Consider the following 13,646-nt stretch of genomic DNA (forward strand, 5'->3'; position numbering starts at 1 on the left):
GAACATAGGAGAACTACATGGAACGCATCGAACATCACGCCAGCTTTGATGGTTGGCAGGACGTTTATCAGCATGAATCGACGACGCTCGGTTGCACGATGAAGGTCGGCGTCTATCTGCCTCCGCAGGCGCAGCACGGCAAAGTGCCGGTGCTGTACTGGCTTTCGGGCCTGACCTGCACCGAGCAGAACTTCATCACCAAGTCCGCCGTCCAGCGCTACGCGGCCGAACATGGCATTGCCGTCGTCGCGCCCGATAGCAGCGCTCGCGGCGAAGGCGTTGCCGACGATCCTGCCTATGACCTCGGACAGGGCGCGGGGTTCTACGTCAATGCCACACAGGAACCCTGGGCTGCGAATCATCGGATGTACGACTACGTCGTGCAGGAACTGCCGGCGCTGATCGAGGCCCACTTTCCCGTGACAGCGGAGCGGAGCATCAGCGGCCATTCCATGGGAGGACACGGTGCTCTGGTCATCGCCCTGCGCAACCCGGGCCGTTATCGAAGCGTCTCGGCCTTCTCGCCCATCGTCGCCCCCACCCAGGTTCCCTGGGGGCACAAGGCCTTCGAGGCGTACCTGGGCAGCGATCGGGAGGTGTGGAAACAGTACGACACCGTGGAGCTGATTCGCACCGTGCAGGAGCGTTTGCCGTTGCTGGTGGACCAGGGCTTGGGCGACGAGTTCCTGGAGAGCCAGCTTCAGCCCGACCTGCTGCGCAAGGCCTGCGACGAGACGGGGCACCCGCTCACGTTGAATCTGCGCCCAGGCTACGACCACAGCTACTACTTCATTGCCAGTTTCATTGGCGAGCATATGGCACACCACGCATCGGCGCTGAAACGCTGAGAGAGAGGAGATCAGGTCATGACAAAGACCTCCAAAAACCGACATCACGTCGTCATTATCGGAGCGGGCTTCGGCGGGATCGAGGTTGCCAACCAGCTTGCTGGTGCCGAGGTCGATGTGACGATCATCGATCGGCGCAATCATCACCTGTTCCAACCCTTGCTTTACCAGGTTGCAGGGGCGTCACTTTCGACATCCGAGATCGCCTGGCCTATTCGCTATCTCTTCCGAAATCGCCCGGAAGTGAACACCTTGATGGCGGAAGTGGAAGGTATCGACCAGGACGCGCGTCAGGTCATTCTCAACAATGGATTGCGGCAAACCTACGACACGCTCGTGCTCGCGACAGGCGCTACCCATGCCTACTTCGGACACGACGAATGGGGGGCTTTCGCGCCGGGGTTGAAGACGCTGGAAGATGCCACGACCATTCGGGGCCGAATCCTCGCGGCTTTCGAGGAGGCTGAGCGCACGAGCGATCCTCAGCAGCGTGCCGCGCTGCAGACGTTCGTCATCATCGGTGGTGGTCCCACCGGGGTTGAATTGGCCGGAACCATCGCCGAGCTTGCACGAGACACGCTGGCGCGTGACTTTCGCTCGATCGACCCGAGCACGTCGCGGGTTGTACTGATCGAGGCTGGCCCGCGTCTGTTGTCCGTCTTTCCAGAGGATCTTTCGGCCTATACGCGCCAGGCGCTCGAAAAGCTCGGCGTCGAGGTCGTGCTGGGTACGCCGGTCACCGAATGCTCGGCCGATGGCGTGGTGTACGGTGGCAAGCCCCTTTCGGCCAAGACCATCGTCTGGGCCGCCGGAGTCCAGGCGTCTCCCGCGGCTCGCTGGCTGGGCGCTGCGTCTGATCGTGCGGGTCGGGTGGTCGTTGGCCCTGACCTGACGGTGGCCGGTCGGCCGGAGGTCTTCGCCATCGGCGATACAGCCTCGTGCACCATGGCCGATGGGAAGCCCGTGCCGGGCATCGCCCCGGCCGCCAAACAGCAAGGGAAGTACGTCGCCAACCTCATTGGACGGCGTTTGAAGGGCAAGCCCGCTGACGGACCTTTCAAATACCGGCATCAGGGGAACCTGGCCACCATCGGCCGCAGCCTGGCGGTGATTGACATGGGGCGGGTGAAGCTGCGTGGTGCCTTTGCGTGGTGGATCTGGAAGCTGGCGCACATCTACTTTCTGATCGGTACGCGAAATCGTCTCAGCGTCGCTTTGAGCTGGGTATGGAACCACAGCATCGGCTACCGCGGCTCTCGCATCATCATGCATGCGATTAGCGACAAAGAGCCCGCGGCGTTGGACAAATCCGGCTCCCTGGATTGAGGTGCCAACGTTATCGGAACGTCAACTATCAGAAATGCCAGGGAGAGGAACTTGACCGATCTATTCACGACAAAGCCCAAGCCTCCCTTGGCCGAACTCCTGCGGCCCAAGACGCTGGATGAATTCGTCGGGCAACGGCACTTGCTCGGCCCCGGCAAGCCGCTTCGTCTCGCGTTCGAGGCGGGCAAGTTGCACTCGTTCATCCTCTGGGGGCCGCCAGGCGTGGGCAAGACCACCCTGGGGCGCCTGGCCGCCAGTGCGACCGACAGCCGATTCATCGCCATCTCGGCCGTGCTTGCCGGGGTGAAGGACATCCGGCAAGCCATCGACGAGGCCCAGGCAGAACTGGACAACCATGGTCGATCGACGGTGCTTTTCGTCGATGAGATCCATCGCTTCAACAAGGCGCAGCAGGATGCCCTACTGCCCCATGTCGAGTCGGGGCTCCTGACCCTGGTGGGGGGGACGACCGAGCATCCGGGGCTGGCGGTCAATTCCGCGCTGCTCTCGCGCGCGCAGGTCTATACCCTCGAACCGCTGTCCGGCGACGAACTGAACCAGCTCTACGAACGCGCACTGCCGCATCTCCAGGGCGTCACGTTGGACGCGGACGCGCTGGATCTGCTCAAGGGCTTTGCCGATGGCGATGGCAGGCGCTTCCTCAATCTGCTTGAGCAGGTGACGAATGCTGCGTCGGGCGCGGGCAAGGCCGTGGTCGATGGCGAGTTTGCCAAACTGTCCACCAGCCCATCACTGCGCAGGTTCGACAAGGGCGGCGACGAGTTCTACTGGCAGCTCTCCGCCTTCCACAAGTCGCTGCGGGGCTCCGACCCCGACGCGGCCCTGTACTGGCTGGCCCGCATCCTCGACGGCAGCGGCGACGTCAGCCAGGTGACGCGCCGCATGATCGTGGTGGCCAGCGAAGACATCGGCAATGCCGACCCGCAGGCGCTGCAACTGGCGCTCAATGCCGCGCTGGCTTATGAGAGGCTGGGTTCCCCCGAAGGCGAAATACCGATTGCCCACGCGGCGACCTACCTTGCTGCCGCCCCCAAGTCGAACGCTGCCTATGCCGCCTGGAACAAGGCGAAGGCCTTCGTCAAGAACAACGGCTCCCTGCCTGTGCCTCTCCATCTTCGCAATGCGCCGACGAAGCTGATGCAGCAGATGGGGTATCACGAAGGCTACCGCTACGCCCATGACGAGCCCAACGGCTATGCCGCTGGGCAAAGCTACTTTCCCGAGGGCGTGGCGCGGCCGGGCTGGTATCAGCCAACGGACAGAGGTGTTGAGCGCAGGCTGGGAGAAAGGCTTACTTGGCTGCGCTCGCTGGATGATGGGACGCTGCCAGAGGCGGACGCCTGACTGGTCGTCTCCGAAACCGGCTCATCGCGACTTCACGAACTACAGGAACAGGATAAGAACATGTCAGCCACTTCTTTCGGTGCATCCTCGGCGAAGATCAGCCGGGGACGCGTTGCCCGCTATCTGCGCACGGAGTCTGGTGCTGCGGTGCTGCTGGTGATCGTCACGGTCGTGGCGCTGGCGTGGGCGAACTCGCCGCTATCCGATGCCTATTTCGAGTTGTGGCACCTGGACGTCGGGTTTGACTTCGGGCCGCTGGGCCTGCACATGGACCTGCATCACTGGGTCAACGACGGCCTGATGGTGGTCTTCTTCTTCCTGATCGGCCTGGAGGTGCGTCAGGAGTTCGCCCACGGATCGCTCCGGGATCGCAGCCGTGCCCGTCTCGCTCTGATCGCGGGGGTCGCGGGTGTCGTGCTTCCCGCGCTGGTGTATGTCCTGATCGTGGGGCTGGCCGGAAGTGAGGGCCTGCACGGGTGGGGGGCGGTGGTCGGCACCGATACGGCATTCATGCTGGGCACCCTGGCGATCGTCGGCCCGCGGCTATCCGGTCAGTTGCGCGTGTTCCTGCTCACCCTGACCGTGGTCGATGACTTCCTCGCCGTGTCCATCATCGGCATCGTCTATAGCGATGAGATTCGGATCGTCCCGTTGTTGATCGCCCTCGCCAGTCTCGTTGCGTTGTGGCGGCTAGGGCGCACCCGCCAGTGGCGGGCAATGCCGTATGTGCTGATCGTGATCGTGCTGTGGCTCGCAACCGTGTACTCCGGCATCCATGCCTCTCTCGCCGGGATGGCCGCGGGGCTGCTGATCCCCGCCTACGCGACGCAACGTCACAAGGTCGTCGCGGCAAAACAACTGTTCCGCGACTTCTGGCAGTCTCCGAGTGCCGCATCGGCCCGCGCGGTGGACTGCGGGCTGTCCCGGGGTATCTCGGTGAACGAGCGATTGCACGAGTTCCTGCGGCTGCCGACGGCGCTGCTGATCGTGCCGGTGTTCGCCTTGGCGAACGCCGGAGTGGACGTGCGTGGCGGGCTGCTCGCCGAGGCCTTCGGCTCGCCAGTCACGTGGGGCGTCATCGCAGGGCTCGTGCTCGGCAAGCTCCTGGGCATCGGGCTCATCACTCTCATCGCCGTCCGTCTCGGCCTGGGCCGGCTGCCCGAGGGCGTCGGGGTGGGCAGCGTGTTCGGTGGTGCGGCACTGTCCGGGATCGGGTTCACCGTGTCGCTGCTGATCATCGGGCTCGCGTTCGGCACGACCTCCGACTTGGGCCGCCAGGCGACGGTCGGCGTGCTCGTGTCGATGGTGTTCGCCACGTTGCTCGGGTGGCTGATCTTCAAGGTCGCCGCCCAGCGGTGGGGTGAGAAGACCGCTGACCTGCCGATGGTGCTTGAGCCACCGGTCGATCCGGAGATCGATCACATCCGCGGGCCGGAGGACGCCCAGCTCACACTCGTCGAGTACGTGGACTTCGAGTGCGCGTACTGTGCGCACGCCACCGGTTCGTGGGACGATCTGCGCGCCCACTTCGGGGACGACCTGCGGTATGTGGTGCGCCATCTGCCGCACCACCCGCACGGGCCGATTGCCGCGCGGGCGTCCGAGGCAGCGGCGAACCAGGGGATGTTCTGGCCGTGGCTGGACTTCGTGTTCACCCGTCAGCATGCGCTGGAGCGCGAGCATCTGATCGGCTACGCCGCCGAGCTTGGGCTCGACGTCGAACGGTTCATCGCGGATCTCGACAGCACCGCGGTGATCGAGCGTGTCGAGCGCGACCTCGCCAGTGCCGTCGCCAGCGGTGCGCACGCCACGCCGACGTTCTTCGTCGAGGGTCGTCGTCTGCGCGGCAGCTACGACGCCCGCACTGTCACCGCGGCGCTCGAAGCCAGTCGCCGCGGCCCCCGAACTCAGGAAGTCCCGTCCTGAGCGGGACGAACTACAGGATAAGAACATGCCAAACAATTCTTTCGGTGAATCCTCTTGTACCGCTGCGGCCAGCGGCATGGTGGAAGTGCGCGGCGCGCGCGAGAACAACCTCAAAGAGGTGGACGTTTCCATCCCGCGTAACGCGCTGGTGGTGTTCTCCGGCGTTTCCGGCTCCGGCAAGTCCTCGCTGGCCTTCGGCACCATCTACGCCGAGGCGCAGCGGCGCTACTTCGAGTCGGTGGCCCCCTATGCGCGGCGCCTGATCGACCAGGCCGGCGTGCCGGACGTCGATGCGATCGACGGCCTGCCGCCGGCGGTGGCGTTGCAACAGCAGCGGGGCTCCAGCAACGCGCGTTCCTCCGTGGGCAGTGTGACCACCCTGTCCAGCCTGGTGCGGATGATGTATTCGCGCGCCGGCGCCTACCCAGCCAACCAGCCGATGCTGTACGCCGAGGATTTTTCGCCCAACACGCCGCAGGGAGCGTGCCCGACCTGCCACGGCCTGGGCCATGTGTACGAGGTGACCGAGGCCATCATGGTGCCCGATCCCTCCCTGAGCATCCGCGAGCGGGCGATCGCCTCCTGGCCCCCCGCCTGGCAAGGCCAGAACCTGCGCGACATCCTGGTCAGCATGGGCTACGACGTTGACCGACCGTGGAAGGACCTGCCGAAGAAGGACCGCGACTGGATTCTGTTCACCGAGGAAACACCGACAGTGCCGGTGTACGCCGGCTTCACGCCCGCCGAGACCCGCACGGCGCTCAAGCGCAAGATGGAGCCGAGCTACATGGGCACCTTCACCGGCGCCCGGCGGTATGTGCTGCACACCTTTGCCAATACCCAAAGCGCACTGATGAGAAAGCGCGTGTCCCGGTTCATGGAGGGCAAGCCGTGCCCCACCTGCCACGGCAAGCGGCTCAAGCCCGAGGCGCTGTCGGTCACCTTCGCCGGCGTGGACATCGGCGCGTTCATGCAGATGCCGCTGGACCAGTTGGCGGCCTTGCTCGAACCCATTGCCCAGGGCGATTTCCGCGCCCATGCAGCGGGGGCGGCTACGGACAAGGAAGCGACCCGACGCGACCGTGCCGAACGCGCGGCCTCCGGCCGTGCCGTCCATGCGGTATCGCCCGACGTGCGCCGCACCTCCGCGCTGTCGGAAGAAAAGCGCCTCGCCGCGCAGCGCCTGGCCGGCGGTGTGATGGCGCGCCTGCGTCAACTGCGTGGGCTGGGCCTGGGTTACCTGACGCTGGACCGGGCCACGCCGACGCTTTCGGCCGGCGAGTTGCAGCGCCTGCGGCTGGCCACGCAATTGAGTTCCCTGCTGTTCGGTGTTGTGTACGTGCTCGACGAGCCCTCGGCGGGGTTGCACCCCTCCGACAGCCAGGCGCTGTACGACGCGCTCGACCGGCTGCGTGACGCGGGCAACTCGGTGTTCGTGGTCGAGCACGACCTGGACCTGATGCGCCGCGCGCAATGGCTGGTGGATGTGGGGCCGGATGCCGGGGAGCGTGGCGGCCGCGTGCTCTACAGCGGCGAGCCGGACGGCCTGCGCAAGATTGCCGAATCGCGCACCGCCCGCTATCTGTTCGACGAAATCGCCGCGCCGGGAAGCCGGGCACGCGAAGCGACCGGCTGGCTGGAGCTGCAGGGCATCCATCGTCACAACCTGCATGGCGTGGACGCACGCATTCCGCTGGGCGTGCTGACGGCCGTCACCGGCATCTCCGGCTCGGGCAAGTCCAGCCTCGTCGCGCAGGCGCTGCCGGAGCTGGTGCTACTGCACCTGGGCCACGAGCCCGAGGACGACGCGGCCGAAAGCGCCACCAGCGAAGGGCCGGCAGTGATCGAAGCGACTGGCGGTCATCTGGCGGGCGACGTGGACGCCATACAGCGCCTGGTGCAGGTGGACCAGAAGCCGATCGGGCGCACGCCCCGGTCCAACCTGGCCACCTACACCGGCCTGTTCGACCACGTGCGCAAGCTGTTCGCCGCCACGCCCGATGCGCGACGCCGCCGCTATGACGCCGGGCGCTTCTCGTTCAACGTGGCTAAGGGGCGTTGCGAGACCTGCGAGGGCGAGGGCTTCGTCAGTGTGGAGTTGCTGTTCATGCCCAGCGTGTACGCCCCGTGTCCGACGTGCCATGGCGCACGCTACAACGAGGCCACGCTGAAGGTGCAATGGAACGGGCGCAACATCGCCGAGGTGCTGCAGATGACCGTGGACGAAGCCAGCGAATTCTTTGCGGGTGAAGACGCCGTGGCCCGGCCCCTGCAATTGCTGCGCGATATCGGATTGGGCTATCTGCGCCTGGGGCAACCGGCCACGGAACTTTCCGGTGGCGAGGCGCAGCGCATCAAGCTGGCGACCGAGCTTCAGCGCAGCCAGCGCGGCCGAAGCCTGTACGTGCTCGACGAGCCAACCACCGGGCTGCATGCGTCCGATGCCGACCGGCTGCTGGTGCAGTTGCAGCGCCTGGTCGATGCCGGCAACACCGTGGTGATGATCGAGCACGATATGCGCGCGGTGGCTCAGGCCGATTGGGTGATCGACGTGGGGCCTGGTGCAGGCGCTGCCGGCGGCAGCATCGTGGTGGCGGGCTCCCCTCAGCAGGTGGCCCGAACGTCTGGCAGCCGAACCGCTCCGTTCCTTGCGCAGGAGTTGGCGCGGGCCGAGTAGCTCAGTTCGCCAAATGTTGCCAGCTTTCGCGGGGTATTGATCGTCGCCAAACGACGGTGGCGATCAATGCCCGAATCGCGTCATCCTTCCTGAGTCAGAGCAAGATAGGGATTGTTGGGCGGTATTTCGGGGAATGCCAAGGACCCATCTTCAAGGAGGTAGCCATGCAGTCGGCGGGACTTCCTCGGGCCCGTGACTTCACAGGTCCAAATGTTCAGGCCATTGGGGTGCTTGCGATGTAGCTGCAGCTTCTCGAAGCGCTTCTGCACCCACTGCCAATCCTGTTGATTCTCCTGCTTGGCGAGCGCGGCCACTTCGGGATGCTCCTGCGCATAGCGTTGGAACACACCCGGGCTGACCAGGTAGGCCGTGTCATTCACCGTATGCACGAGCGCCTTCGCGTCGTTGATGATGAGCCGTCGTGAGGTGATTCCCTGCTTCAGCCAAACCATGAACTGTTCCGTGGATGGCTTCGTTGCCGATGACCCAGGCGTAGGCGCGGGTACAGGTGATGGAATGGACGTCGCGGCTGTTGCTGGCGCGGGAGGGTGGAGGAACTCTTCGGCATCCTGTCCAACGCCGGCCGACTCACCTAAGCCCACCATCGCGAGCAAGTCCTCCATGACGTCGGGCACGGGCTGGGCCGCGGGCGGTGAAACGATGGTGGTGCTGTCGTCCTCCCAAATTGGAGGCTCTTGACCTCCCTGCGCTGGGTTCACCGAGACGGTTGGCACGGGAGCCGACATGCTGGCGTCGTTTTCTGCGGGCGTCGCGTCGATCTCTACCGTGCCTGCGAAAGGTGCTGGTCGCTCGCCAGACTCCCAGATCAGCGCGGGAGCGAGACGCAACAGGGTGAACGAATGGGACCAGCCGGTCGTGCTGGTGACGGTCGCGCGCCAGACCGCTTTGCCGTCCGAGGTGGGCTGGAGCATGCCGTGGTCCTGCAGCACGTTGAACACGGCGGTGTTGTTCGCAGGAATGCCATCGATCCCCTGAGACAGGAGGTGTGCGCGCAGTTTGTCCGAGACCGTCTTGCTCACCAGCCACAAACCATCCTCGGTGAGCCAGCCATCGGAGGCTTCCGGCTGGTTCAGCTTCAACTGTTCCTTGAGCAGGTAGCGCAACCCGTCCAGCAGCTTGCGTTGCAGTGCGTGCTTAGGCGCGGCCATGGCGCGCGCCGGATCGCCGCCCAGCTCCTGGGCCACCGACGCCCGGTCTGCTTGCACGACGAGTTCCCCCAGTACACCGGCATGTTCGTACTGACCGGCCAGCACATAGAGCAGCGGTGCCCAGAGAGCCGGATAGTCGCTGAGCCAGTCCAGGACGTGGCGGTCGAGCAGTTGGCGATAGAGCAAGCCTGTTGCGGCGCTGTGCAGGCGGTATTCGCGGTCGTCACGGTAGCGAAATCGGTACGCCTGGTGCAGCGGGCCATGCCACGGATGCCAAGTACTGCCGTCGGCCAGTTCGACGTGTAGATCGACGGCGATCTTGCCAATATCGTGGAGCAGCGCAGCATAGGCGACGGCGGCGGTCCAGGCTTCGGACTGCGCCGCCTGGTCTTCGGGACTGGCACCGATGGGCAGCAGATGGGACTGCCGCAGTTTCAGGCTGTAGGCCACGATCTCCAGGCCGTGGTCGAGCATGCCGCCCGGATAGGCATGGTGATGCGCTTCGGAGGCCGGAAAGGCTTGGACCAGTTCGGCGTAGCGTTCCAGGGGCGTGCGGTACAGGGTGACGAATTGCCGGTGTGAGAGCGACGTGCGCTGCCAGATGTGCTCCAGCAGCTTCTGCCGGCGTGGGGTGGCCAGCAGCGATGCGGCCGACTCAGGACGCAGCAGCCCTTTCGGGAGGTCGGTGACGGGTGATGGCGTCGGTGCGGCAGCGACCGGGGGCCGTTTTCGCTGGAACAGGGAGAGCATGTGAGGTGTCCTAATGACGGGCCGACCGGGAGGCCTTTTGGCCTTTTCGAGGTAGGGCCTTTCCCCTTGCACCCCATTCCCTTGCCATTTCGACCCTTTGGCCTTTAACCGTTTCGGTATAGCGGGGCCTGGATCGCGGCTCCACCGTCAATGTGGAACCCGCTCGAATGCATTGGACGGCGACCAGGCGCTGGCCTCGGTCTATGCTGCGAAGGCGCTGCTTCCGCCGGGTAGGTTGCTTTCTAGGCGTCAAAGTTGACAAACGCGACAAAGGCGACTAGAGTGAAACCTGTCTCAAACCTACTTGGGAGATGACCATGCCCACTGCCATTGAATTCATTGCCGACCGTCTGCCGCGCGTCACGGTGGAAGATGTACGCCGCTTCGCGGATACCGTCGAAATCCGGGATGCCACGGCTTTCGCGGCCGAGTTGCAGGCGTTCGTCCACGAGCGCGTGGAAGCGGTAACACTGCCCGCCAACTTGCAGGGGGAGACCGTTGGGCAGGCCCTTGCACGCAAGGCGGCCGCGCTGCGCGCCGACACGCGCTGGGCACCGAATGAAACCGACGTCCAGCGAGGCCGTGCGGTGCTACTGGAAACCTTCAACCAGCCGCACAACCTGCCGCCCGCGGAGTTCGCCAAGCTGGCGGACAAGTCGCGCCAGCAGATCTACAAGGACATCCTCGCGCGTCGGCTGCTGGCGCTGAACGTGGGGCCGCGCGGTCAGAAGCTGCCCGACTGGCAGCTCGACCCGGTAAAGCAGCAGTTGACCCAAACCGTGCTTCAGGAGGTCGAGGGTATCGATCACTGGACGATCTACCGCGCACTGTCCGAACCGCTCGAAGGCTTGGGCGGTCGCTCGCCGGTGGATGCGGTGACGCATGGCACGATCGACGCCGTGGCCGAGGCCGTGTTTAACGTGCTGGGCGTTCAGGTGCATTGAAGCGAGACTGCCATGAACCACGAGCTGCCTTCTTTTCTGATCGATGCCGGTGAACTGCTCCAGCATGTGAGCCGCGTCGTCTATCGGGGCAGCCCGCTGTACTATGGTCGCAGCAGCACCAATCGCTACGACGACCCGGCCCGAGCCTACGGCGTGCTCTACCTGGGGCGCGACCTGCCCACGGCGTTGATGGAGTCGGTGTTTCACAAGCATCAGTGGCTTGATGACGCGAAGCGCTCGATCGCATTGAAAGAAGTCCAGGGCAGGATGGTGCGCGCTGTAGGGGTGGTGGCCGACGTGCTTCTGGCCGATCTCACGGCACCGAGCGTCATGGCGGGCTACTTTGGCCTGAACCTGGAGCAGTTGGCCAGCCGCGACTACACGCACACGCAGCAGGTGTCCGCTCAGGTGCATGCGATGGTCGGCGACGACGGCCAACCTCTGTTCGACGGAGTGCTCTATCCGTCGCGCAACAACTATCCCGCCAAGAGCATCGCCCTGTTCGAGCGTGCGGGAGCGAAGGTCAGCGTCATCGAGGACATCGATCTGGTTGACCATGTGGATTGGCCGCGTTTCGTTGCCACCTACCGCATCGGCGTGGAACCCGACCCGGGCCCGGTGGAACCGGATGACGAAGCGTCCTGAAGCAGCGAGAAAACACATTGAAGCCTGAAACGGAATGAAGTGGAGCACCCTGGAATAGACATCCCTCAGTAGCAGGAGACGACCATGAACACCACAACTCGTACCAGCACCGCAGAACGTATCGGCCGCGCATTTGGCCGTGTATGGCGTGCCTATGCGCGTGGCGAACGGCGGGTATCGAATTGGTTGATGGTCAAAGGGGTGCCTTCGGTTGGTGCCACAGTGCTGCTGTGGGCGGTCAAGCTGGCTGTGCTGGGCGCGCTGCTCTACGTCGCCTTCTGGTTCGCACTCGTGTTGTTGGGAGTCGTGGTGGCGGGATGGGCTGCTGCTGCCAATACCTCGGATGAAGACGAGTGGCCTTTCACCGACCTCACCGAACTGCGCAAGACGCCGGGCTACGATCCCAACCTGTACAACGATACGTCGCACGAGTTGTACACCGACGACTGACCGGCGCCGCGCTACTTCAGCTTACCTCCGGTAAGGGCCCCAGCGCCCTTACCGCCTGCTTGGCCGGCACTCTTGCTGCCATCCGAAAGCCCTTGGATGACGTGTCCAGCCCGAATCCCAACCCAAGTAAGGCTCGCAAGCCAAAAACCCGGCAAGACCAGGAACATCGTGCCCATGACGAACATCAGGAGCAGGTCGCCAAAGGCATTGTTCAACCCCACCAGCGGATCGAAGTTAGTGTGCGGCCGGTTCCAGCCGAAGCCCCACCCATAGAGCGCATCGAGGATGGTGCTGTCGATCCAGCGAGCGAGTTGGAACCAGAAATCGGTGAAGAACAGCGCGAACTGCACGACGCTGACGGTGACGACCGTCTTCAGGTCATAGGTGCCGACGACCAGCACGAGCGGGATGCAGATGACCAGCGCCATCTTGAGCAAGGCAAGCACCATGGGCAGCGCCTGGCGCACCACGTCCATGGCAGGGAATGCGGCAAGTGCCCCGACCGCCATTCCTACGTCCCCCGTGGCCCGCGTCACGATGTTCGGCAGGGTCTTGTCGATCTGGCCGCCGTAGTCGGTATAGACCGAACCCTGGTTGAGCTTCTGCTGTCGCGGTGACGCGATGGTACGGACCACCGAATCGTCCACCTCGGTACGGCTGAGGAACCCGGCCCAGCCCGCCAAGCGATTCAACAGGCTGGGGTCCACCTGGCTCAGCAGCCGTGCTCGCAGGCCGTTGCTGCCATCGGCCCACCACTGCCTGCAAGTCGGGTAGCCGCCGCCACTGGCCACCTGCGCAAGCCCTGCGTCGCGAGTGTCGTCATAGGGCCATGACTCGCGCGCCGTGCTGGAGCGGTAGCTGTCGTAGTAGCCGCCGGTGTCCGTGAAAAACCTCGAACCGATCCATGTCACGTCGTTCATTTGAGCTTCGTCCAGCTCCGGTCGCGCCATGAACAATTTAGCGCGTGCTGGCCCGTAGCAGTCGTGTGTGAAATCGGCCACTTCCTGAGCCAGCACCGGGTCGTTGATGCGGGTAGCGTCGATCTCCATGCGCATCTGTCGCAGGTCTGTTCCGCACGGGATCGCTGCCACCGAGGCACTGGTGACGGCGCGCGAGAGCGCGTGCATGAATGCCCACCAGACCGGCACCTTGGCACTCTGGTTGTTGATGGTGCTGAAGGACTGGGACCAGCCGGTATCCGTGGGCTGCGGCACGCTGACCTGGCATTGAGCCGAGCGCGAGCTGTCGTACTGAATGGTGTTGAGGTCCACGTCGATGAAGGGGATGCCGGCGAACATCACGACCACGATGGCGACGAACACCCGGTTCTCAATGCGTGCGGCCGAGAGCACGCCCTTATTGCCTTCGTCTGCACCCTCCCCACGGGCCTTGAGCCATTCCTGCACGATGATCGCCACGAAGGGCAGTGCGAATACCCCGCTGGATACCAGTACCGCCCAGATGCCGTTGTTGACGATCCAGGAAACCAGGGTCAGGTAGTACTCCAGGTAGTCGGTCGCGAAAAGCGTCATGGCTCGGATCTCCC

Annotated in this window: 10 protein-coding genes; 8 read left to right on the top strand and 2 right to left on the bottom strand. The window is 64.4% G+C overall.

Annotated elements, in window-relative coordinates; translation table 11 throughout:
- Nucleotides 1-17 precede the first annotated feature (17 nt).
- From fghA to ACNAZS_RS11365, 5 genes are read left to right on the top strand one after another with little or no spacing between them, the layout of a single operon-like run.
- The gene (gene fghA / locus ACNAZS_RS11345) at nucleotides 18-848 is read left to right on the top strand and encodes an S-formylglutathione hydrolase (RefSeq protein ID WP_007182551.1); all 831 of its coding nucleotides are present in this window, start codon (nucleotides 18-20) and stop codon (nucleotides 846-848) included.
- A gap of 18 nt (nucleotides 849-866) precedes the next feature.
- Nucleotides 867-2,174, top strand: coding sequence for an NAD(P)/FAD-dependent oxidoreductase (locus ACNAZS_RS11350; RefSeq protein ID WP_019726352.1), 1,308 nt, complete (start codon nucleotides 867-869; stop codon nucleotides 2,172-2,174).
- A 51-nt stretch (nucleotides 2,175-2,225) separates the two neighbouring features.
- Nucleotides 2,226-3,539 (top strand): replication-associated recombination protein A, encoded by a 1,314-nt coding sequence (locus ACNAZS_RS11355; protein ID WP_009459628.1) that lies wholly within the window; start codon nucleotides 2,226-2,228, stop codon nucleotides 3,537-3,539.
- A 60-nt stretch (nucleotides 3,540-3,599) separates the two neighbouring features.
- Nucleotides 3,600-5,465, top strand: coding sequence for a Na+/H+ antiporter NhaA (gene nhaA / locus ACNAZS_RS11360; RefSeq protein ID WP_019726351.1), 1,866 nt, complete (start codon nucleotides 3,600-3,602; stop codon nucleotides 5,463-5,465).
- Between the two features lie 25 nt (nucleotides 5,466-5,490).
- Nucleotides 5,491-8,142, top strand: a complete 2,652-nt coding sequence (locus ACNAZS_RS11365; protein ID WP_019726350.1) for an excinuclease ABC subunit UvrA — start codon at nucleotides 5,491-5,493, stop codon at nucleotides 8,140-8,142.
- A gap of 80 nt (nucleotides 8,143-8,222) precedes the next feature.
- Here ACNAZS_RS11365 and mobH read toward each other — a convergent pair whose 3' ends face one another.
- Complete coding sequence (gene mobH, locus ACNAZS_RS11370) at nucleotides 8,223-10,061, bottom strand: MobH family relaxase (protein ID WP_019726349.1); 1,839 nt, start codon at nucleotides 10,059-10,061, stop codon at nucleotides 8,223-8,225.
- A 317-nt stretch (nucleotides 10,062-10,378) separates the two neighbouring features.
- Between mobH and ACNAZS_RS11375 the strand changes: the two genes are divergently transcribed.
- The 3 genes from ACNAZS_RS11375 to ACNAZS_RS11385 all read left to right on the top strand — a co-directional run bounded on the left by ACNAZS_RS11375 (nucleotide 10,379) and on the right by ACNAZS_RS11385 (nucleotide 12,100).
- Nucleotides 10,379-11,005 carry a hypothetical protein gene (locus tag ACNAZS_RS11375; RefSeq protein ID WP_009459635.1) on the top strand — a complete coding sequence of 209 codons (627 nt, stop codon included), beginning with the start codon at nucleotides 10,379-10,381 and terminating at the stop codon, nucleotides 11,003-11,005.
- A 12-nt stretch (nucleotides 11,006-11,017) separates the two neighbouring features.
- Nucleotides 11,018-11,650, top strand: a complete 633-nt coding sequence (locus tag ACNAZS_RS11380; RefSeq protein WP_009459636.1) for an RES family NAD+ phosphorylase — start codon at nucleotides 11,018-11,020, stop codon at nucleotides 11,648-11,650.
- Between the two features lie 84 nt (nucleotides 11,651-11,734).
- Nucleotides 11,735-12,100 carry a DUF3742 family protein gene (locus ACNAZS_RS11385; RefSeq protein ID WP_009459638.1) on the top strand — a complete coding sequence of 122 codons (366 nt, stop codon included), beginning with the start codon at nucleotides 11,735-11,737 and terminating at the stop codon, nucleotides 12,098-12,100.
- Between the two features lie 11 nt (nucleotides 12,101-12,111).
- On the opposite strand, the gene ACNAZS_RS11390 is transcribed toward ACNAZS_RS11385, so the two are convergent.
- Entirely contained in the window at nucleotides 12,112-13,632 is a 1,521-nt protein-coding gene (locus ACNAZS_RS11390; RefSeq protein WP_019726345.1) for a conjugal transfer protein TraG N-terminal domain-containing protein, read from the bottom strand.
- Between the last annotated feature and the right edge of the window lie 14 nt (nucleotides 13,633-13,646).

This window comes from Bordetella tumulicola, from assembly GCF_965138755.1.
In the GTDB taxonomy this organism is placed as follows: domain Bacteria; phylum Pseudomonadota; class Gammaproteobacteria; order Burkholderiales; family Burkholderiaceae_B; genus Bordetella_A; species Bordetella_A tumulicola.

Excerpts from the sequence above, each read along its gene's own strand:
- ACNAZS_RS11380 (WP_009459636.1), top strand. The coding sequence starts at position 11,018 with ATGAACCACGAGCTGCCTTCTTTTCTGATCGATGCCGGTGAACTGCTC.
- ACNAZS_RS11365 (WP_019726350.1), top strand. The coding sequence starts at position 5,491 with ATGCCAAACAATTCTTTCGGTGAATCCTCTTGTACCGCTGCGGCCAGC.
- ACNAZS_RS11390 (WP_019726345.1), bottom strand. The coding sequence starts at position 13,632 with ATGACGCTTTTCGCGACCGACTACCTGGAGTACTACCTGACCCTGGTT.
- ACNAZS_RS11350 (WP_019726352.1), top strand. The coding sequence starts at position 867 with ATGACAAAGACCTCCAAAAACCGACATCACGTCGTCATTATCGGAGCG.
- fghA (WP_007182551.1), top strand. The coding sequence starts at position 18 with ATGGAACGCATCGAACATCACGCCAGCTTTGATGGTTGGCAGGACGTT.
- nhaA (WP_019726351.1), top strand. The coding sequence starts at position 3,600 with ATGTCAGCCACTTCTTTCGGTGCATCCTCGGCGAAGATCAGCCGGGGA.
- ACNAZS_RS11385 (WP_009459638.1), top strand. The coding sequence starts at position 11,735 with ATGAACACCACAACTCGTACCAGCACCGCAGAACGTATCGGCCGCGCA.
- mobH (WP_019726349.1), bottom strand. The coding sequence starts at position 10,061 with ATGCTCTCCCTGTTCCAGCGAAAACGGCCCCCGGTCGCTGCCGCACCG.
- ACNAZS_RS11375 (WP_009459635.1), top strand. The coding sequence starts at position 10,379 with ATGCCCACTGCCATTGAATTCATTGCCGACCGTCTGCCGCGCGTCACG.